Genomic DNA, 19,743 nt, shown 5'->3' on the forward strand with positions numbered 1-19,743 from the left:
CTTCATGATCATGGGGGACAAGTGCACGCGCCGCTGTCCGTTTTGTGACGTGGGTCACGGTCGCCCCGATCCTCTCGATGACAACGAGCCGCTTAACTTGGCCAAGACCATCGCTGCACTGCGCTTAAATTATGTGGTGATCACCAGTGTTGACCGCGACGACCTGCGCGATGGTGGGGCAGCCCACTTTGTGGCCTGCATTCAAAAAACCAGGGAGTTATCGCCCAACACCAAAATTGAAATTCTGGTGCCCGACTTCCGGGGCCGCTTAGACCGTGCCTTGGGTATTTTGAATGCCGCCCCGCCCGATGTCATGAATCACAACCTGGAGACAGCGCCACGTCTGTACAAAGAGGCGCGCCCCGGTTCTGACTACCATCATTCGCTGAAGCTTTTGCAAGAATTTAAAAAGCAGCACCCCGAGGTGCCCACCAAGAGTGGATTGATGGTTGGTCTGGGCGAGACCGATGAGGAAATCTTGCAGGTGATGCAAGACATGCGTGACCACCAAGTGGACATGCTCACCATCGGGCAATACTTGTCCCCCAGTGGTCACCACTTGCCTGTTCGGCGCTACGTGCATCCAGATGTATTTAAAATGTTCGAAGAAAAAGCCTATGCCATGGGTTTTACCCACGCCGCCGTGGGTGCCATGGTCAGGTCAAGCTACCACGCTGACCAACAAGCTCACGGCTTGGTGTAGCCCTTCGCAGGCCAAGGTCGTCTTCGAGTTGCTTCATGTGTCGTATAAAGGCATACCTCGCCAAATGCCCCAGCGATATAGACCCGCCAACGGAGTAGGCCACGAATAATGTGAAGTAAGCCAGCAGGGCTGTGTCGTGAACATCTTCCAAAGCCAGCCTGAACACATACACCGTGTATAAAAAAACACTGGTGAGCAAGCCAAGCAGCAGCGCGGCCAAAATTTGGCTGCATTGGCGCCGCACAAAGGGTCCGAGTGTTTTGCTTTTGGATTCGATTTGGGTGGGGTTGACTGCGACGCGCATGGCTGACTCCAACTACTACTGACACGCGCGGCGAATCATCGGTCAAGCCGATCCAACTGTCTATTCAAACAATTTTACAATTTGTCCGTATTATTACGACGATTTGGGGGTTTTGTCCCCCAAATGGGTTAGTTTTATTCAATTGAATTTCACAGGTTGATTGTTTAAAACTTCACAGCTCACGCTTATCGGCGCATTCTCCCAGGCTGCCGTCTAATTTGCAGCGCACCCGCTTCAATATTTTGGTCATTTCAGGGTCGTAAAAACCTTCCTGGGTCATCTGTATGCGGCTTTCACGCATCAGCACCTCGTACTTGGTTTTGTCGCTTTCTGGAATATCCAGCCAGGCAGCCGTGGGCACTTGCTTCTCTGAGGTGTCCACCAGGTTGATGGCTCGATCAAACTGTTTTTGTACCCATTCACGTGACTTTTGGCCAAACCCTTCAGGAAATTTGTCTTTCCGGATCAATATGTTGGCTGTGAGTTGCACCAAAGGAAACCGGTAGATGCCTCCTTTGGAGCCCAGTCCTTTGTACAGTTCAAGTGGCTGGTAGGCGATTGCGGGGGCGGCAATAATGTCGACCTGCCCGTTGTTGAATTTGGTACCGAAATTGATTACTTCGCTGGCCACGGGCTGAGCGCCTAGCTGCTGTACCATCTTGGCTTGGGACTTGTCGTAGTCCAGTACAGCGATTTTTTTGCCAGCGGCCTTTTCGACTGAGTTAATGCTGCGGTCGTTCACAAACACATAGGCCGCCCCGATGGGCAATATGCCTGCCACCTCAAAGTGTCCCGACACCATTTTGTCTGCGAGCTTGGGGCTGGTCATCAGGTCGATCACCACGCGCAGGTGTTTGTAAGTGGGCACTGCACCGATGGAGTCGATGCTGCCGACAAACTTGTTGAATTGCCTGCCGCGCAACGCAGAAATGGCTGCCGCATCGCATTTGCCGGTTTTAAAGTCTTCGGCGGCCAAGCGTTCATCCACGTAGGCTTCCAGCTCAACATCGGCCCCCCAGGTTTTCGCGGCCACGGCGTAGTCTTTGGCCTGGGCAAAGGCTGGGCCGCTGCGTCCAGCGATGTCAAAAATGCACATGGTGGTTTTGGCGTGTGCTGCCGGGGTGTAAACAAAGCCGGCTCCGGCCAGCACGAGCAGGCCTGCGGTGATGCGGGTCATAGGGTTGTCTCCGTGAATCGGGGTAGCTGGGCTGTTTTAATAATGATGAAGCCCATGCGTCTGATTCTACAGAAGTTTCACTCGATTTCTTCCACGCCGAACCATCCAGCCGCCATGCGGTCGCTGCAGGTCTGGCTGTGGCAAGGCGATTCTCCGGCCAATGGGGCATTTGCGGTGACCAGGCCAAACCCATAGTGGTCTTGTAAAGCCAGCGCCCGCACGTTGCGCTCTTGCTCGGTGACCAACACCAAGACGGTGTTGGCGCCAGATGGGCCCGCTGCCATGATGGGTTCCTCTGACGGTGGCAGATGCAAGGGTGAGTTGGCTGCAACGGTGAGGGTAGGCACGCGGGCGTTGGGCAGCAAGCGAATCAAACTGCCATCGCTTGACCTTACAAAGACAGACACGTACCCAGCCATCGGCGAGGTGATCGAAAACTCAAGCAGATCCTGCCCGATTTTCAAGGGGACGGTGGGGCCTTGCAACACCATGGAGAAGTCTGCGCTTTCGATGGCCTGAGCAAACGCCAATGGCAAGTTCTGATGCTTGTATCGCTCACCTGCGGTGGTGGAATTGGCAACAGAAGTGCCGGGCGGTGGCCCTGCTTTTTCCGCAAGGGGGGCGTGCTCAAGCGCTGTGCTTGGGCTTGTATTTTGCGTTTGCGTATTGTCATTAAAAACACCAGGCACCAGACCCAGTGCAGCGGCAAGGACCAAGGCCATGGTCACGCTGAACGTTATGTTTAAGCGGCTCAATCTGCCAAGCAAACGGCCATGTGGGCGAGGGCTTGTGTCAATTTGCGTAGCCCGCTCGGCTTGGATCGGTGCAGGCGCGGCCTGGGCATACAGCTGAAGCACGTCGGTGTGCAGTGCGGGCCCGAGCAGCATTTGCCGGAATTGCATCATGGTTTGCGTGCGGGCCGAGGCTTGTACAGCCAGCGCTGCATCCACTGCTGCGCGCACGTGGTGGTCGTAGGGCAGGTCGTGCCGATCAGCGAGCGCAGCGCAATTGTCGTGCACCATTCGAGCCACCGAGGATGTGGGTGCTTTGCCCAGCATCAAATAGTGCGCAACCGCCCCCAGCGCATACACATCGGTCCAGGGCCCCTGGGCCATGCCCGGTGCTTCAGCGTATTGCTCTATGGGCGCATAGCTTGCCTTTAGTATCACGGTAAATGGTTGGGACTGCCCACCAATGGCTTGGCGGGCCGCGCCAAAATCCAGCAGCAGCGGTTTGCCTGTGGCGTCAAGTTTCAAAATATTTTCTGGGGAAACATCCCGGTGGTAGCACTGTTGGGCATGCAGCACCTCAAGCGCCTCGGTCAGCGGCAGCAGCATCTCAAGCAACATGGGCTGTGGCATGGGTTCGGCCATGTTGTCCCGCACAGATTGCAGGGTTTCGCCTTGGTACAGAGGCATGACCATGTAGGCTGTGCCGGCGGTTTCCCAAAATCGGTACACCTTCACCAAAGCTGGGTGATCAAACTGCGCCAACAGCCGCGCCTCGTTGACAAAACTTCGCAGTCCAGCGGCAAAGGTGGCTTGGTGCCTGGGGTCCCTGACCACCACGCGGTTTGGCTTTTGGCGCATGGCCAAGGTGGCAGGCAGGTATTCTTTCAAGGCCACGGGACGACCCAGTTGGTGATCCATGGCACGGTAAACAATCCCAAAACCACCCACGCCAATCACCCCCTGAACTTCAAACTCCTCCAAGCGTGAGCCGATGGGCAGGGGCTCCTGCCCACTGTCGCCAACAAGGTTGGGCTTGGGCAACATCAGCGTGGGTTCCATGCTCATGACTTGCACTCCAGTTGCATCCACTGTTCGAAGTGGCTCAAGGTGGGAAGCCCTTTGCATTGGGTGTTTTGGGTGGTGTGCCCATCGGCACTCAACAAACCCCAAAAAGAAAAACCCGCCTGTACATTGAGGGGGATGGGCTCAACGCGCAGCTCAGCAAGCGCGCTGTGGAAGGATGAAAATGACCAATCTTCGACCAAGGCTTTTTCACACACGGCGTACATGATCGCCAAATTGGCGGGTGCTGGCACCGCGCCAGCCGGTGGAATGTTGTGTTGCCAGCTCAACAGCATCAGCGGGAAGCTGCGCCCGGCGCTGTCAACAGAGGGCATCCACACCCCCTGAGCCCCATGCGCTTGCTCCGGACCCAGGCACTGGGCGCCCAACTCAAACGCCAGCATGGGCATGCTCAGATAACCTTCAGTCCAGGCTTGCCCGTGGCAAGTTTGCCCGGTCTGTAGAAGATTGCATATCCAGTCGTCCAGAGCGTTTGCCACCTTGGGGTGCAGGTTAAACACCGAGAAATCACCCGCCCCGGGTAACTTGCCAAACCAGGCCCAATTCAAAAAAGACATCACAGGCCTCCCGGGCAGCGAAACTGCCGAAGCTCTGCCAAGGTCAGCGGGTTGAATGCCGAGTTGGCCATTAATTCGAATTCGAACTCCCGCCCCTCTAGCACAAACGTGGCCCGCACAAGTTCGGGCCGGTCAGTGGCTTGCAAGGATGCGGTGTCGAACAAGCGGAACAAAGCCCATGGACCTTTGAAAACTTTTGGCTTGCCTTCGGAAGCGCGAATGCTCACAGTGTCTGAAGGCAGTTGCCCACCCCAGCGAATGCGATGTCGCGGCTCATGCTGAACCGAAAACATGGCGAGCTTGCCGTTGTTGTCCAGATAAAACACATCTTGCTTGGCAGTGCTGTTCACCAAACGCATTTCAACTTCGAAGCTTGCACCCGAAGCGCTTTGCCCAAAGAAAACATCCCGTATGCGTTGCGCTCGTTGAAACTGCAACAGGGCGGCTGCAGGGGGAGCTTGGCTGCCGTCGCTGCCGGGCTTAAAGCGCCAAACGGCATGACCTGTGTCCACCAGGCCCGCCAAGTGGGATTGAAAAAACTGGTCCATCAACCCGCCCGGGCCAAAGAATCGTGCGAAGTCTTGGGTCAGAATGTCTGCGCTGGCTGTGGCCTGCACTGGGTAGCGGTTACCCACTGTTCGCTGACAAACCTCAAGCAACGGGCGCAACTCAGAATTCAAGTTGGCGCGCTCTGCAGCACGCCCTTGTGCACTGCCATGCCCAGCCAATTGGCTCACCATGCTTTCGATGGGCTCGGGCATCAAGCTTGCATTCATTTGCAAGGCATTCAACTGCTCAGCGGGTGGGGGGGGTGATTTGCTGTTCTGTGCGGCCTGTACAGCGGCCAGTTGGGCATACAACTGGTTAAGCACAGCGCTCACCGGAGCATACCCCTGACCATCGTCTTTGAAGAGCTGGTTTAGGTCATGAAAATAGGTGTCCACGCGTTGTTCCACTGGCGCCTGTATTTGAACCAAGCCCACCGAATCGGCCCCGTGCAATGCCATCGTGGAAGGCAAGGCACTCGCCAAACTGGCATTGGCGTTTTTTTCGGCTTGCTCGGCAACTTGGGGGGCGGCACCCGCCAATCGGGTGTGTTGGCTTGCACCCTTCAAGAACAGGTAGAGCGGGGACTGTGGCGCAGCCAAAGCCCTGGCCAACTGCACAGCGGCGGAAAAGTCGCTGGGCCTTTGCAAACGGATGTCTTGCAAGAATGCATCCCAAGTGCGAATGTAATCCTCGACGTATCGTTGCCGCGCAAGCTTCACCAGGTCGCTCACCGATTGGCTCGGGCCTGGTGTGGTGGTGCCCAACACCCAGGCTTGTTCATTGAGCAGCTGTTTGGCCTGTTCGGGCAAGCCCGGTAGATAGGTCTGGTAATAGGCCGGGCGGGTAAAAACAGAGGGCACACCCTCTTGAAGATTTTTCCCGCTTGCTCTGGAGAATATGCCCACTGCTGCGGGCCCGGCGGCTTGCAACACACTGAACTCGGGGTGCGCGTCCTGGCGATACAGCCTAAGCATGCGCTGATGAAGGCGTTGGTCCAATGGTCTGTGTCCAATCACCCGCCGCGCTTGCTCAATGAGCACGGTGTCTTTGGGTGGCAATTGACTTGGCGCACCCAGGGCAATTGCCTGTCGAAGGTGATGGAGGGCGCCATTGCGCAGCTCTGGCGGAAAGACCGCCAGGCGTGTCGCTGACCAGTCTTGAATCACCCACGGTTCCAAAAATGCCCCGTCAAAACGGGAGGGTTCGTACAACATCAAATAGGCTTTGAGGTATTCGTACACCAGTTCAGGCTCGCCAGTCAGGGACTGAGCCAGTCCTTCCTCAAAGCGTTGCGCCACGTGCGGCATCAAGCTGGTTTGCAGTGCACGTTGGTAGCTTAGTTTTTGCGCTTGTGCCATGTGGGCATATTGGCTCAAGCCCATGCCATGGGTGGTGGCATTTGATCGCTCAGGCACGATCCCCAACAGATCATCCAGGCTGCCAAACAAGGCTTCAAGGTGGTGGGGCCCCGCCTTGGGCAGCTGCTCGATGCGGGCCTCAAGGTCTGGCACCGCAGCATCCACCTTGGTCAGCAATTCCGAGTTGTGCTGATGACTAATCCACCACGCACCTCCCAAAAAAATTGCCACCAACAAAGCGCCTCCCACCACCCCCCAGTAGCTCAGCATTTCGAACAGGGCGCGCTTTGAAGCGTGGCCAACCAGGTGTTGCTCCGGGAAAATCACCTGCAGCAGGGTGTTGCGAATAAAAAAACTTTTGCCTTGCGGCTGGCCTTGCCCCGGCTGTGCCGCTGCTGGGGCTTGTTGAAAACCGGCAAGCATGCGGTCAAACACAGTGCCGTCTTGGGTGCCGCTGGTGAAATACACCCCCCGCAATTGAATGGCTTGATCAAATGGCCCCTCCCCTTTAAAAATCGAGGTCAGCACGTGCATCAGTGAAGGCCGCAATTGAGCAAATGCATGGGGAAATTCAAGCAGCCGGGTGCGCACCCTCGCCTGTGGCTCGTGGAGTAAACGGTCTCCCAGACGCTTCAGCAGGTGTTGTTCCAGGTTGCCCAAGCCCTCTGGCAGCTCGGTGCTCAGCGCATGTTCAATGTTCGTGGGGTGGTTCAGGTTCACCCCCCAGGCTTGCTCTCGTTCTTGCTCACTCAGTTGTTGGTGTGTTTCTTGAAATCCCTCCAGCCAGTCAAGCTTGGTCACCAACACATACACCGGTGGGCAAACCCCCAAAGACCTTACCAATTCTTGCAAGCGGGCGTGGATGGTCATGGCCAGGGCATGGCGCTTTTGAGACGGCCCGAGCAGGTCTTGAACGCTGAGTGTAAGAAGCACCCCATTGAGCGCTTGCTTGGGTCGGTGCTTTTTGAGCAAACCCAAAAAGCTATTCCAGGCCACCGCATCGGTGTGCTGATCGGAGTCTTGGGTGGTAAAGCGTCCCGCGGTGTCGATGAGTACTGCCTGATCCGAGAACCACCAATCGCAATGGCGTGTGCCTCCAACACCTTGAATCACATCCTGGCCCAAGTGTTGTTGCAAGGGGAAACGAAGACCCGCATTGCGCAGGGCGGTGGTTTTTCCGCTGCCCGGTGGGCCAATAAATACATACCAAGGCAGTTCGTATAAACCCGGGCTGCTTTTGTACCAAGCTGTTTTGCGCTGGTGGATTTTTAATGTGTTGATGGCACGGCTAAAAATCTCCTGTAGCTTGTCGGCCTGGGCCTTGCCCATTTCTTGTTGGCGCGTCAGGCTGCTTTTAAGCGCGTCCTCAGCTTTGCGAAGGCGCCACCAGCGCCAGGCCAGTGGTAAAAATATCAGCATGGCCAAGCCAAGTGTTAGCAACAGCCTTGCCCACCAGGCTTCCAGGGGGCGGCTTTGCCCGATCTCAAGCAAGGGGCCAAGCCACATGACCATCGTTGCCAATATGGCAAAGGCAAAAAGGGAAACGATTAAGCGAATGTACATGCCGGTGTTGGGTTATGGGTTGGAATGAATCAGCGTTACCTCAACGCGACGGTTGCGAGCCCTGCCAGCGGGTGTGTCATTGGGGGCAATTGGATTGGCTGCACCCGCACCCTCAGTGGACATGGCGCGGTTGGGCAGATGCACACCCATCAGTTCGCCCACATGACGGGCGCGTTCCGCCGACAATTGCCAGTTCGACGGGAACCGCAGCGATCGAATGGGTTGTGCATCGGTGTAGCCCGTGATGGTGAGGTTACCCGGGTGGCTTACCAGCACTTCGGAAACCCGCCGAATAAGCGCTTGTGCACTGGGCTTGACCGTTGCACTGCCTGAGTCAAACAGCCCGTCACCCGTAAAAATGATCACCGATTGATTTCCCTTCTGGCGCAGCGTGAGCGACCCCGAGCGAATGTCATCCTGAAGTTGCACGGGCAACTCAAGGCCCAGTTGCACTGGTGTGTCAATTAACTCTTGTTTTGAAAATTCCGCAGCGGAGTATCGAATGCCACTCAATCGCTCAAAGACCTCGCCTGCCTGACGATTCAGGGGAATATAAAAAGACAAAAAAAGCATGGCCAGAACAAGTGCCATGCCCGAGATGGGCAGCCAAAGCGGAATCTGCAACCATCGACGGTGGTTTTTGGGGGCCTTGGATGCCCAGCAAGCTGGGTGAAGCGAGGGCGTGGTGTGAGCGGGGTATAGCGTTCTGAACAAGGATTTTCGCAACTCTTCAAGCGCGTGCATGCCATCGTGTTCAATGTGGTATTTGCCCCGGAAGCCCAGGCTGAGTACCCAGGCCATTAGCTCTAGCATGCAGCGATTTTCCACCGGGTTTTGCATCAATTGCCGCAGCAATTGAAAGCATTTTTCACCGCCCCAGGTTTCGTTGAACTGTGTACGCAACAGGCTGAAACTGGCCCAACTGCCTGAGCCGCCCCATGGGGTGTTGGCGGCGCACTCATCCAAAAATGTGCACATCAGGTATTTGCAGGCCAGGCGCTCGTGGGCCGGTCTGGCGGCTTCCGCCAATCGGGCATCCATGTTTTGCAGCGCGGTGTTCCAGGTGTGTGCCAACTGGCTTGGTGTTGCACAGTGCGCCCAGCGCCCCACCATCACGCCCATTCTTAGCAGCGCGGTGCTGTGATGCAGCAGGGGGTTGTGGTGGTGGGCCAGCGATTGATCTTGAAGTTGCCGATACAGGCTCTCGGGGTTGATCTCAGGTGCAGCGGCGGGCATCGGCGCCGCGCCTGCGGCGCCTGTGGTCGGAAAATTGGCAGGTAACGGGGCCTGCCCCAACCTGGGTTTGATGATGGTGCGCTCGCCACCAAAAGCGGAAAATGGGTCGTGGGTGTTCACAGCACTTTCTCCTGCATTTTGCGCACGGCCCACAGCTCAAGACGCAACTCTGGAAGGTCGCCAGCAAAATGAATGGCCAGGTGTCCGGTGGTCTCCAGCTGCTGCCAAAGGGTTTCACCTCGGGTTTCCAGCTGGAAAACAAGGTGATCGGCGTAATACGGCATGGCTGGTGGAAAGTGGTTGAGGTGCTTTAACCGCACGCCGGGCAAGTTCAAATTGACCAGATCACGAAGCCTTTCTACCGGGCCAATTTTCACTGTGGTCGGGAAGGTGCGCTGCACCAGTTCCTCAGGGGCCAGTGCATGCACGGTGATGTAAAAATACGCTTGCTGCAGCAGGGCTTTGTCGCTGATTTGGCCCAGGTACACGCCACCAGGTTTTGCTTGCAGCGGGATTTGCAAAGCATGTTGATCATTCAAACCACTGAGTGATTTGTTCAAGGCGCCGAAAAGGGCCTCGAAGCCTGGCTTCAAGTCGTGGTGCTGATAGTTCGGCGTGAATTGCATGGCGGTGTCGTCTCCGTGCATGCACACATCGCCCAAGCAAGCCAGAAGTTGCATGTAGAGGCGTTCGGGATGCACAAGCGGGATGCTTTGCAGATGTGACAGGGCAAGGCGGTGGCGTATGCAGCTTTGCAATAACAAAAAATCCCCCAGCTCTGTGGTGTTGTGGCTGCCCTTGCGCAGCCGGCGGCCTTGCAAGGTGAGTGCTTTGTTGGAGAGCAGCCCAAGCAGCGCCTCCAGTTTTTGTGTAAGCCACGACACCTGATGAAGGTTCAAACTGGGCGGCACATAATCGGGATCGAGCGTAGCGTGTGTATTTTTTGAAGCCGGCACCAAGCACGCCACACCAAGCCTGACAAACCCCTGTTCAAGTTCTGAGCCCACACTCAGCTTCAAATTCAGCACCGCCACCTGGACGGCCTCCTCCTCCAGGCCTTCGTCGTAAACGCTTTGGCAATTCAGGGTGACCGGGCATAGCCGATGTGGGAGCGGGTTTTGCTCGTGCTCAGACCATGCAAGTTGCACAGCATTCCAATGCGGAGTGGGCAGACACAAATACACCATTGCAGGCTGGCTGAGCACAGGGAGGGGCAAGCACGGCGGCGCAGGGTCTTTGTCCGGGATCGAAAAAAAAGCGCCATCCGGGAAAAAACCACGCGCCCGCTTGATTTGCAGTTGCCCGGCGCGAAGCAGGTCTTGATCAAATTCCAGGCATTCAAAGCCTTCCGGGTGCGCGAGGTTCACCCCTTGACGGGCATGAATCTCGGACAGCAGAAAACGTTCTTGCTGTTGAAGATGTTGGGGCTGAAGAAACAAACCCTCAGACCAAATCACTCGACTGTTCTTCGTCATAACGGGGGATGAAATAGGGGCTCGGGTGAGGGGCGTGTATCACTCGTTGAGCAGGTTTTTTAGAAACGAATAGACTCGACGCCCAAGTCAAAAAAAATGCTAGCACGAGACCTTTCAAGGTGATCTTTTTCGATTTTCCATACCTCTTTAGGAGTAGCTATGTTGAAACGGGTGGTGTTCAATGCCTTGCAAGTGGGGCTTATTTCGCTGGGGCTTCACGGATGGGCGCAAGCCGAGTCGAATGTGGTCGATTTGGGCAATCGCATTCCGGCAGTTGAACAAATCAGGGAGGGCCTGTTCCCAGAGGAGGCCTGTGAGGAACTGCGCAAAAACGGCTTCAAATGCATGGGTTTCAAACCTGCCGTTCGCTTTTCAATTCCCAATGCTCACTTTGAATTGGGCTCTGCGGAGTTGCCCGAGGCCTTAAAAAAACAACTGGATGTGTTTGCGCAGGTCTTGTCCAACAGACCCGCAGGTTCTGCACCCATTGTGGTGACGGGGCACGCCGATGCAAGCGGCAGCGCCGTTCTGAACCAGCAGCTTTCGGCTGCGCGGGCCAAAGCGGTGAAGGCTTACCTGGTGAGCAAGGGCGTGTCGCCAGCCTTGTTGGGTGTTGAAGGCAAGGGGGCTGATGTGTTGGCCGACTCTGGCAATCCATATGCCGCCGCCAACCGCCGAGTCGAGATCAGCCGTCAGCCATGAATCGTCTCATTGAACTGTCGGGTTCGGCGCCAATTCAGGGATGCTGGTTTCGATCAGCACGGTTTAGCGAGGCCCTGTCTGAGCATTCAAGTGCCTCGGTGTATATCGAATCAGATTCCGCGCTGTTAAATCCCGACGACTTTTTGTCCACCACCCTGTGCATTGGCTTTGAGACCCAAGCCAATGAAAACCGCTATTTCGACGGTGTGGTGACCGAGTTTGAGCAAGTCAGTTTGGGCTCCGGAGGCCGATGCACTTACCGACTTGAGCTAAAAACCTGGTCTTGGCTTTTGGGGCGTAATCAAGAATTCAAGGTCTACCAAAACAAACCCGTCCACGCCATCGTGGCGGAGGTGTTCGCTCGCCATGCGCACCCATCGATTCGATTCGACGACCGCACGCAGGGCGAACGTCGACCTTGGGTGTACTGCGTGCAGTTCGGCGAAAGCGATCTGAATTTCATTAAAAGAATTCTTGAGCAAGAGGGCATCTACTTTTACTTCGAACACAGCAAAGATTCCCACACCATGGTGTTGGTGGACGCCATGAGCGCGCACCTTCCATACCCCGGGTATGAATCATTGCTGTACGATCCCGCGCATGGGGCGTCGCGCATGCCTGCTGGCGAGCGCATTCAAAGTCTGGTCCTTCGAAAATCCATTGAACCGCCCAGGCATGCGCACACTGACTACAATTTTCAAACACCCAGCCTGTCGCTTCTGAGCCACTCTGAGGGGGCCACCCAACCCCACAACAAGCCTTACGAGGTGTTTGAGTACCCTGGGGAGTTTGATAACCCCTCGGCTGGTCTTGCTTACAGCAAGCTTCGGCATGAAGAGTCACTGGCACGGCAAATGACTTACAAAGGCCAAACATCGGCACGCGGTGTGGCCAGCGGCTTTGTGCTCCAAATCGAATGTGATGACACCCCCTTGCTGAATACACAGGTGTTGGTCACCGCCACACAAATCACTCTGCATGAAGCAGATCCCGAGGCTGTGGAGGGCATGCAAAGTCTGTTTGATTGCTCATTTGAGGCCATTCACAAAGATCAAACATTCCGCCCACCCCGCTTGTCTCGCAAACCTTTCGTGAAGGGGCCTCTGCCCGCGCTTGTGGTGGGGCCTGCGGGGCGTGAAATTCACACCGATGAATTTGGTCGCATCAAAATCCAGTTTTACTGGGACCGGTACGGTGAGCGAAACGAACACAGCTCCTGCTGGGTTCGCGTGGCTTTTCCGGCGGCGGGCCAGGGTTGGGGCATCATCGCCATTCCCCGTATTGGGCAAGAGGTGGTGGTTTCATTTGAGGACGGCGACCCCGATCGACCCCTGGTCACAGCTGTGGCGTATAACGCTGCACAGCATGTGCCGTACCCGTTGCCTGACCACAAAACAGTGTCAGGCTGGCGAACGCGTTCTTCCGAGCATGCCAGCGCTTCCAATTTCAACGAACTTCGGTTTGAAGACAAAAAGGGCGAAGAATACGTTTGGTTCCAGGCCGAAAAAGACTACCTGTCTTTGATCAAGCACCAAAGCCGCGAAGAAATTGGCGACGATGCCCACCGGCTCATTCACGGTAAGCTGTTTGAAGAGATCAAAAAAGATGTGTCCCGCACCATTGAAGGCATGGTGCGAGAAAAAATTGAGCAAGCTTTCCATTTCACAGCCAACGATGACGTGTTAGCCCAGGTTAAAGGTCTGCTGAGCTTGATCAATGACGGCGGTGTAACGCTTAGCAGCCAGGGGCAATTGTCGGTCGCCTGTGAACAATCAGCCGACCTTCGGTCATCTGGCAATTTGAACCTGAGTACCTCAAGCTCGGGAAATTTCAAAGCGGCATCAGCGCTGAAACTCAGCGCAGGCACGGGCATTACTTTGGCATCGGGTGGGTCGTCCATCTCCATTTCTCCCGCAGGCATTGTGTTCAGTGGTCCCACCATTTCGGTGGCTGGTGGCGGCAAAGCGGGGGGGGCGGAAGCGGCATCCCCCGCCAATCCGGAAGCCAGTGAGGCGCCCCAGCCTGTTCAACCGCCCATCGATCCAATTCCTTAAGTGGGGGTACTGTGAGCCTGGTGTGTGGAGTGGTTGCCCAATCAAAGCTGCTTGGCCTTGGGGCCGATTGGCGCATACCTCTGCCCGCTGATCGCCAGGTGTTGGGGCAACCCGCCCCGGCTGAGGCCATCGCGGTGCTCAAACTCGATGAGCAACAGACCAAGGCTGGTGCAGTGTGGCCATGGCATCCGCCGGAGTCGGGTTTCTTGGTGGTGGCCCAACCGCACTCCTCTTGGGCCGACATCAAGCAATACTTCAGAAGCTTGGGCAAGACCAACCACCAAGGCAAGACCATGCTTTGGCCTTGGTACAGCCCCGTCTACTTGCGCCATGCATTGCTGCATGCCCAACCCGGTGACCTTGCCGGGTGGTTTGGGCCGCTTTCGGCATTTCTTTTTTTGCACGAGCAACAGGCGATTTGGGTAAAACACCACGGCCAAGGCATCGTTGTGCGGGAGGAGCCATGGCTCTGAATCCCCTAAATCCTGAGCAGTTGGCCAGCCTTCTTCCATTTCATCGCCAAGAACTCATTTGGCGCACAGCCCAGTTTTTGATGCAAACGGGTTTGCCTCCCCATTTGTTCCAACCTCAGCCTGCTCAACCGGAGGCCGCGGCATGCTGCTACACCTGGGTGTGTCGAAAAATTTGCAAGCATGTGTTGGGCGATTTGCTTGCCATGGAACTGCCTGCGCTGATCGCTGAGGCCTTGCGAAAGGGGGCACGCCCGCTGTGGTTTGAGCAGGCTCATCATTGGTTCGAAGGTCTGCAGTTTGACTTGCCCCTGCAATCGGCCACGCGGCAGCCTGACCTGCTGCCCATGGCCTTGGCCAGTGGCCGAGCGTGGGCGTGTCAACCCGCAATCGACTACCCCCACTTTGCGGCCAATCAATGGCCAATCAACCACCATGGCTTACAGGGTGAGCTGGTGCTTGAAGATGAATGGAGTGGGCTGCCCTTGCAGGCCCGTCATGTATCCGCCATTGTGTTTGACGACGGTACACAGCAGGCGCAAGCGTGGCCGACCTTGCCAGCCATCGAGCAAATGATTTCCCGGCACGTGGCAAGCCTGCCCCCCAGCCCGTGGGTCATGCCACCCAGACCAGTTCTTGCTCAGTTTCAATGGGGGGGGCAATCGTACGGCAGCACCGGCATGGTAAGGCAGGTTGATTTGATTGATGTTCGGCTTGGGCGGTACAAGGCAGACATCCAAAGCCCGCTGATTGACAGCTCTTGCCTGCACCATGGGGTAAGTACCGCTTGGCAAGATTCTGCCCATCCTCCTTGTATCCAGGCGGGGTTTTTGAATGCAACGCTCGATTTGTCGTGGGGTTGGGGCGACCCATTTGTACATCGTCATGCCGAGCGTTTTGGGGTGCAGTGCCTTGGGCATGTGGCGTTGGATGCAAGCACCTGGCAGTGGCAAGGCGAGTGGCGGTTAGATCAGTTGTGCATTCAGTTTGATGTGCGCCCGTCTTCTAGCGCGTCGTGGGAGCTTGCACTGCAAGACAGCCTGGACGCTGCCAAGTTGCTCAGTCAACCCGAGCTGTTGAGCTGGACCGCAGAATTACCGGTGTTGGTCAATAAGGTCAGCCCAGTGGAAGTGGGCCGTGCCGTGTTGGTCCCTCTGGCAGCCAGCGGGGGCAAGGTCACCGTTCGCATCGCCCTGCAATATCAGCCAGAACTGCAGCAGATGGTATTTACCTGCGACTTGAATTTAAGTGCTTTGCAAGCGAGCTGGCTTAGCCATCACCCCAACGGGCTACAGCAGGAGCAACATCAAATCTGGTCTGAAGAAAAAATATTGTGGACCCATGAGGTCCGGCATGGATAAAACCCTACTGGTTCGTGTCGCCTGTTCAACTCCCAAGGCTGTGCTGCGTATCAACGGTCTGGTGCTTGGGCAGCTTCGCGAGCACACAGAATCAACTTGGCCCATGCATGCCTACATCCAGCATGGTCAGAATCGGATTGAGCTAGAGCACCCCGCCAAGGGTGCTTTTAAATCCTCAGGCCTTCTGACGCACGACACACTTGCCCGAGTGTCCATTGAGTTGCACAAAGATCGAGGCGCTGGCGTGCTGGTGCAACCGAGGGTTTTGTTTGAATGGAGTGACACCCACCTCAAAGGCACACGTTTGCCTCATGGCAATCTGTTTGAGCGCAGCGTCGACTTGCCCGTGAATTTGCCGCGTTGGCATCACCTGGACCTGCTGCCGGGCGCAAACAGCGAAGCGATCCTGATCGCATTAGAAAATTTCGTGGCCCAACTGGTGAGCTTGTTCAATGAAAAGCAAATCAATTCACTTGCCCCGCTTTTTCATGCACGCAACCAGGAATTGGCTGCGGCCTATGGGCAAGACTTCCACCAGTTTCACAACCAGTTCTTGGACGGTCTTCAACGCATCTTGGACACCCACACCATAGACGCCGCTTGCATGGACCCGAGTCAATGGCGCTTCCGCCCGGTGCGTGGCGGCACTCTTTATTTTTGTTGCAATCCGCAAGGGCAGGCACTGTTCCAGTGGAGTCGCGAACCGGGCTCTGGCTCGTCTGCCAAAGCCCAACTGCCCATGCATCTTGCGGTGATGCATCGGGATGTGTTGGTCATCCGCTAAAGGGGGCATGTTGAACACACACATTTTCCAAATCACCCATTTAACATCGCCGCTTGCCGACGTGGCCAGGCAGTGGATGGTGCCTTTATCCGGCGGTCTCATTGGTCGTGCAGCGCATTGCACCTTGGTACTCGATGATCCCTCCCGAGTCATTTCGCGCGAGCATGCGCAGGTTCAAATTCAAAACCATGTGGTGTTGTGGACCGAGCTTGGAACCAATATGTCCACGCTGAATGGGCAGGCGTTTGCGCCCGGTGTGCCCAGCCCCCTGAAACATGGCGACCTGATTCGAATTGGCGACTATCTCCTCACCTTCCAATCGATAAACCGTGGCCTGGAGGATTTGCCAGGGGTGGCCAATTCCATCGCGCCTCCAGAGCCTGTGTCATTGATGCTGGCAGAAAAGGCCTTGAATATTGACGATCTGCTCGCTGATCTTGCCCCACCATCGCCACCGGTGGAAGAAAAACCGGAGAGCTCGGATGCGCCAGTTTTGGCTCACCGCTTCTACGTGGGGAAGCGTGAAGAGCCTTGCTTGCCATTGGCCAGGCCGTCGATGGATTTGCCTCATGAGGATGCGCTTAAACAGGCACAAGTGGCCCTTGGTTTGCCCCCAGGGCAAACGCCTTCAGGTGAAGAAATCAACAAGGCCTGCCAACTGTTGAGGCTTTGCATCGAGCACTGTTTGATTTTATTGGGTGCACGACGTATTTACCGCACAGAAACTGGTGCGCAACTGACCACCATTGCGGCGGTCGCAAACAATCCATTGAAACTGGCTAGCTCTGCTGATGAGGTGCTTGCACGGCTCTTGCGCCCTGCAGGGCAAGGTTACATGGAGGCCGAAGCAGCTCTGCAACAAGCCTTTGGTGACATTCTTCACCACATGCAATCAAGCGTTGTGGACTTGCAGAAACTGTCCACCCTGTGGCGTAACGAGTTGAGTCCGCGTGCCATTGAGCAGGCTATTCAAGATGCAGGGGGTTTGACCTGCGTTGTTAAAACCTTGCGAAAGGCCAAAGCCTGGGAGCTTTATTGCGAGCGCTATCAAGATGTGGAGCGCCAATGGAGTTGACCTTGCAAATGGGCGAACCCTCGCATGCCTTGGTGTTGCGTATTCAGCAATACAGCCACACCGGCAATCGGCCAAGCAATCAAGACCGCTTTGGGCATGTACAGCGGGGACCTCTGTGGTGTGGCGTGGTGGCTGATGGAGCAGGGGGGCATCAGGCTGGTGAGGTGGCAGCCAGTTTGGCTGTCGAGAGTATTTTAAATGCTTGGTCAAAGGCTCCGCAGTGGAACTCGAGCAACATAACCGACCTGTTGAGGTTTGCCAACAGCGAGATCGTTCGAATGCAAACCCAGCATGCCGAGTGCGCCGACATGCACTCCACAGTCAGCGTGATGGTTATCAATACCCTTGCAGGCGCAGTGTTGCATGCGCATGCCGGTGATAGCCGCATTTATCACTTTCGTGGTCATGCTTTGCTGGCAAGAACCCTGGATCACAGTGTGAGGCAATGGCTAATTGACCAAGGGCAGGCTGCCGTGGCCCAGCCCCGAAACGCGCTTTACTCGGCCTTGGGCGAAGGTCCTCCGCATTTTGTGTTTAGTCACACCGAAGAGCCTGTGCGGGTTCAAGCAGGCGACTGGTTTTTAATGTGCAGCGACGGATTGTGGGGTTACTTCAGTGAAGAGGAGCTTGCACTCCTGGGGCAGCAGTTGTGGGCAAAACAGGAACTGTTTGAGCACATGCACCGTTTGGTGATGGAGCGCGCGAAGGGTCAGGCCGACAACTTCACAGGGTTGGCGGTGTTTGTTGAATAAGCCACCTCATCAGATCGGTTGATACCGATCCAATGATGCATTTTTACGAGTGTTGAAGTCGATGTTTCAATCGCGAGCAATCTCTCCTCTCATTTCAATGGCAGTCATGAATCACCGCTTCGCTTTGTTGCTCTTCGTTTTGCTGGCTGGCCCATTGCCAGTGTTGGCCCAAGTGCCCACTCCAGCCCCCCTGTTGAATGAGCCACGACCACAGGGCTCTGAACAACCCACCCGGCAGGGCGAGCAAGTTGATGTGCCCAGGCCCCGCCCAGCGCCACAGCTCAGCAAACCGCTGAGCGACGTGTCGGTGGATGTCAGTGAATACAGCGTGGAGGGGTATGACAAGCTGGACCCAAAGCGACTTCAGACGCTTTTAAAACCCTATGTTGGGCCGGGCAGAAACTTTGAAGACCTCAGTAACGCAGCACGTGTTGTGGGTACTTACATGCAAAGTGAGTTGGGCCTTTACCTGGCCTATGCGTATTTGCCTGCCCAAACGGTGAGCAATGGCGTGGTTCGAATCGCGGTGTTGCCTGGCGAGCTAGAGGCTGTGGAAATCGATTGGCCAGATCAGCTCAATGTTGAGCGCGAGGTGATTGAGGCGCATTTGTCGCGCCTGCAAGTGGGCAGTGTCATCCACGTGTCAGAGGTAGAGCGAGTGGTGTTTTTGCTCAACGACCTGCGTGGCATGCGCATGTCCTTTGCCGTAAAGCCGGGTACCCGGGAGGGCTCTGCGATTTTGGTGGCCAAGCCCAGCAATGACAAGCGTTTTGCCGGTAGCGTCAGCGTCGATGCCAACGGTTCACGATTTGCGGGTCTCTACCGGGGCACGGTGAATTTAAGTTGGGATAGTCCCTTGGGTTTGGGAGATTCTTTGTCCATCAGCCACCTTCAGTCCGAGACCGGCGGGCTCGACTTTACTTTGCTGGGTTACACAGCACCCGTTGGTTCAAATGGTTTAAAGCTTGGTTTCAATGCATCGCAAGTGAACTATCGCCTAAATACCAACGATATCCCTTTGGGGCTGAATGGAGATGCCGAGTCGCTGGGGGTTTTTGCGTTGTATCCCCTGGTTCGCTCCCGGAATTTAAATGTGTTTGCACTATTTGGGCATGACCACAAACGCTTTGTGGACCGCCAGTCACTCAGTGGGCTGGAGACCAGCAAAACCGTCGACACCTTGAAGGGGGCCCTCAGTGGAGATGTTCGAGACCGCTGGTTGAGGGGGGGGCTCAGCTTTTTTAGTGTCGGGCTTGAAGAAAGCAAAACCCACTATGCCAACGGTCGCCCATTTGGGCTGGACGATGAAGCGGTTGCGATGCGAGTGAACTACAGCTTGGGGCGTCTGCAAACTTTGGTGCCGCAGCAGTGGATGCTGTGGGGTTTTGTGCGAGGTCAGCAGGCCTTGGACAATCAGGACAGCAGCGATCAGTGTTCACTGGGCGGGGCCACAGCGGTGCGTGCGTTTGCTCAGGGCGAAGCTTCAGGCGACAGTTGCACGCTGTTTACCGCGGAGCTGCGCTACCTGCCTAAATTCGATTGGTTTGAGGGACGCGGCCACGGTTTGTCCCTGAATATGTTCTATGACGAAGGGCGCGCAGAGGCCCGAACAGACACTCGGCTAAGACCTGTTGGCTTTGTAAACCACAGGCAGTTGGCTGGTTACGGGCTTGGTTTGTCCTGGGAGCGCGCCGGTCACTTTGTTTTCAATCTGAACCTGGCCTGGGAGCTTTCTGGCCTTCGTCAATCGGATCCCAAACGGCAATCGCCGCGCTTGTTCGTCACTTACACCCAATATTTCTGAGTCGC

The 19,743-nt window shown here is 56.0% G+C and carries 16 protein-coding genes; 9 read left to right on the top strand and 7 right to left on the bottom strand.

The features are described from left to right. A partial coding sequence (gene lipA / locus ACEQU8_RS01525) for a lipoyl synthase (RefSeq protein WP_370260984.1) occupies nucleotides 1-703 on the top strand: 703 nt, incomplete at its 5' end. Here lipA and ACEQU8_RS01530 read toward each other — a convergent pair. From ACEQU8_RS01530 to tssK, 7 genes are all read right to left on the bottom strand, one after another. Next, complete coding sequence (locus ACEQU8_RS01530; RefSeq protein WP_370260985.1) at nucleotides 657-1,007, bottom strand: hypothetical protein; 351 nt, start codon at nucleotides 1,005-1,007, stop codon at nucleotides 657-659. The two genes, lipA and ACEQU8_RS01530, sit on opposite strands and share 47 nt — an antisense overlap. A gap of 172 nt (nucleotides 1,008-1,179) precedes the next feature. Next, on the bottom strand, nucleotides 1,180-2,184 hold the full coding sequence (locus ACEQU8_RS01535) for a putative solute-binding protein (RefSeq protein ID WP_370260987.1): 1,005 nt from the start codon (nucleotides 2,182-2,184) through the stop codon (nucleotides 1,180-1,182). Nucleotides 2,185-2,261: 77 nt separating this feature from the next. Continuing rightward, nucleotides 2,262-3,980, bottom strand: a complete 1,719-nt coding sequence (locus ACEQU8_RS01540; RefSeq protein ID WP_370260988.1) for a serine/threonine protein kinase — start codon at nucleotides 3,978-3,980, stop codon at nucleotides 2,262-2,264. Then, complete coding sequence (gene tagF, locus ACEQU8_RS01545; RefSeq protein ID WP_370260990.1) at nucleotides 3,977-4,555, bottom strand: type VI secretion system-associated protein TagF; 579 nt, start codon at nucleotides 4,553-4,555, stop codon at nucleotides 3,977-3,979. The genes ACEQU8_RS01540 and tagF overlap by 4 nt, the downstream gene beginning before the upstream one ends. Then, nucleotides 4,555-8,025, bottom strand: coding sequence for a type VI secretion system membrane subunit TssM (gene tssM / locus ACEQU8_RS01550; protein ID WP_370260992.1), 3,471 nt, complete (start codon nucleotides 8,023-8,025; stop codon nucleotides 4,555-4,557). The genes tagF and tssM overlap by 1 nt, the downstream gene beginning before the upstream one ends. A 12-nt stretch (nucleotides 8,026-8,037) precedes the next feature. Next, nucleotides 8,038-9,381 (bottom strand): type IVB secretion system protein IcmH/DotU, encoded by a 1,344-nt coding sequence (gene icmH / locus ACEQU8_RS01555; RefSeq protein WP_370260994.1) that lies wholly within the window; start codon nucleotides 9,379-9,381, stop codon nucleotides 8,038-8,040. Continuing rightward, on the bottom strand, nucleotides 9,378-10,736 hold the full coding sequence (gene tssK, locus ACEQU8_RS01560) for a type VI secretion system baseplate subunit TssK (RefSeq protein WP_370260997.1): 1,359 nt from the start codon (nucleotides 10,734-10,736) through the stop codon (nucleotides 9,378-9,380). Before tssK ends, icmH begins: the two co-directional genes overlap by 4 nt. Before the next feature lie 159 nt (nucleotides 10,737-10,895). On the opposite strand from tssK, the gene ACEQU8_RS01565 reads away from it, so the two are divergent. The 8 genes from ACEQU8_RS01565 to ACEQU8_RS01600 all read left to right on the top strand — a co-directional run bounded on the left by ACEQU8_RS01565 (nucleotide 10,896) and on the right by ACEQU8_RS01600 (nucleotide 19,738). After that, nucleotides 10,896-11,438, top strand: a complete 543-nt coding sequence (locus ACEQU8_RS01565; RefSeq protein ID WP_370260998.1) for an OmpA family protein — start codon at nucleotides 10,896-10,898, stop codon at nucleotides 11,436-11,438. Then, entirely contained in the window at nucleotides 11,435-13,492 is a 2,058-nt protein-coding gene (locus ACEQU8_RS01570; protein WP_370260999.1) for a type VI secretion system Vgr family protein, read from the top strand. The genes ACEQU8_RS01565 and ACEQU8_RS01570 overlap by 4 nt, the downstream gene beginning before the upstream one ends. A gap of 29 nt (nucleotides 13,493-13,521) precedes the next feature. Beyond that, nucleotides 13,522-13,965: a hypothetical protein gene (locus ACEQU8_RS01575; RefSeq protein ID WP_370261000.1), complete on the top strand. Its 444-nt coding sequence runs from the start codon at nucleotides 13,522-13,524 to the stop codon at nucleotides 13,963-13,965. Beyond that, on the top strand, nucleotides 13,956-15,323 hold the full coding sequence (locus ACEQU8_RS01580; RefSeq protein WP_370261002.1) for a hypothetical protein: 1,368 nt from the start codon (nucleotides 13,956-13,958) through the stop codon (nucleotides 15,321-15,323). Before ACEQU8_RS01575 ends, ACEQU8_RS01580 begins: the two co-directional genes overlap by 10 nt. Next, nucleotides 15,316-16,107, top strand: a complete 792-nt coding sequence (locus tag ACEQU8_RS01585) for a hypothetical protein (RefSeq protein WP_370261003.1) — start codon at nucleotides 15,316-15,318, stop codon at nucleotides 16,105-16,107. The genes ACEQU8_RS01580 and ACEQU8_RS01585 overlap by 8 nt, the downstream gene beginning before the upstream one ends. A gap of 7 nt (nucleotides 16,108-16,114) precedes the next feature. After that, complete coding sequence (locus ACEQU8_RS01590; RefSeq protein WP_370261004.1) at nucleotides 16,115-17,182, top strand: type VI secretion system-associated FHA domain protein; 1,068 nt, start codon at nucleotides 16,115-16,117, stop codon at nucleotides 17,180-17,182. Continuing rightward, the gene (locus ACEQU8_RS01595; RefSeq protein ID WP_370261006.1) at nucleotides 17,173-17,934 is read left to right on the top strand and encodes a PP2C family serine/threonine-protein phosphatase; all 762 of its coding nucleotides are present in this window, start codon (nucleotides 17,173-17,175) and stop codon (nucleotides 17,932-17,934) included. The genes ACEQU8_RS01590 and ACEQU8_RS01595 overlap by 10 nt, the downstream gene beginning before the upstream one ends. A gap of 106 nt (nucleotides 17,935-18,040) precedes the next feature. Further along, the gene (locus tag ACEQU8_RS01600; protein ID WP_370261007.1) at nucleotides 18,041-19,738 is read left to right on the top strand and encodes a ShlB/FhaC/HecB family hemolysin secretion/activation protein; all 1,698 of its coding nucleotides are present in this window, start codon (nucleotides 18,041-18,043) and stop codon (nucleotides 19,736-19,738) included. Nucleotides 19,739-19,743: the final 5 nt, after the last annotated feature.

Origin of the sequence: Limnobacter sp. (genome assembly GCF_964228395.1) — a bacterium.
GTDB lineage: Bacteria > Pseudomonadota > Gammaproteobacteria > Burkholderiales > Burkholderiaceae_B > Limnobacter.

Excerpts from the sequence above, each read along its gene's own strand:
- ACEQU8_RS01535 (WP_370260987.1), bottom strand. The coding sequence starts at position 2,184 with ATGACCCGCATCACCGCAGGCCTGCTCGTGCTGGCCGGAGCCGGCTTT.
- ACEQU8_RS01540 (WP_370260988.1), bottom strand. The coding sequence starts at position 3,980 with ATGAGCATGGAACCCACGCTGATGTTGCCCAAGCCCAACCTTGTTGGC.
- tssK (WP_370260997.1), bottom strand. The coding sequence starts at position 10,736 with ATGACGAAGAACAGTCGAGTGATTTGGTCTGAGGGTTTGTTTCTTCAG.
- ACEQU8_RS01585 (WP_370261003.1), top strand. The coding sequence starts at position 15,316 with ATGGATAAAACCCTACTGGTTCGTGTCGCCTGTTCAACTCCCAAGGCT.
- tssM (WP_370260992.1), bottom strand. The coding sequence starts at position 8,025 with ATGTACATTCGCTTAATCGTTTCCCTTTTTGCCTTTGCCATATTGGCA.
- ACEQU8_RS01565 (WP_370260998.1), top strand. The coding sequence starts at position 10,896 with ATGTTGAAACGGGTGGTGTTCAATGCCTTGCAAGTGGGGCTTATTTCG.
- ACEQU8_RS01530 (WP_370260985.1), bottom strand. The coding sequence starts at position 1,007 with ATGCGCGTCGCAGTCAACCCCACCCAAATCGAATCCAAAAGCAAAACA.
- ACEQU8_RS01595 (WP_370261006.1), top strand. The coding sequence starts at position 17,173 with ATGGAGTTGACCTTGCAAATGGGCGAACCCTCGCATGCCTTGGTGTTG.
- ACEQU8_RS01580 (WP_370261002.1), top strand. The coding sequence starts at position 13,956 with ATGGCTCTGAATCCCCTAAATCCTGAGCAGTTGGCCAGCCTTCTTCCA.
- ACEQU8_RS01590 (WP_370261004.1), top strand. The coding sequence starts at position 16,115 with ATGTTGAACACACACATTTTCCAAATCACCCATTTAACATCGCCGCTT.
- tagF (WP_370260990.1), bottom strand. The coding sequence starts at position 4,555 with ATGTCTTTTTTGAATTGGGCCTGGTTTGGCAAGTTACCCGGGGCGGGT.
- ACEQU8_RS01600 (WP_370261007.1), top strand. The coding sequence starts at position 18,041 with ATGAATCACCGCTTCGCTTTGTTGCTCTTCGTTTTGCTGGCTGGCCCA.
- ACEQU8_RS01570 (WP_370260999.1), top strand. The coding sequence starts at position 11,435 with ATGAATCGTCTCATTGAACTGTCGGGTTCGGCGCCAATTCAGGGATGC.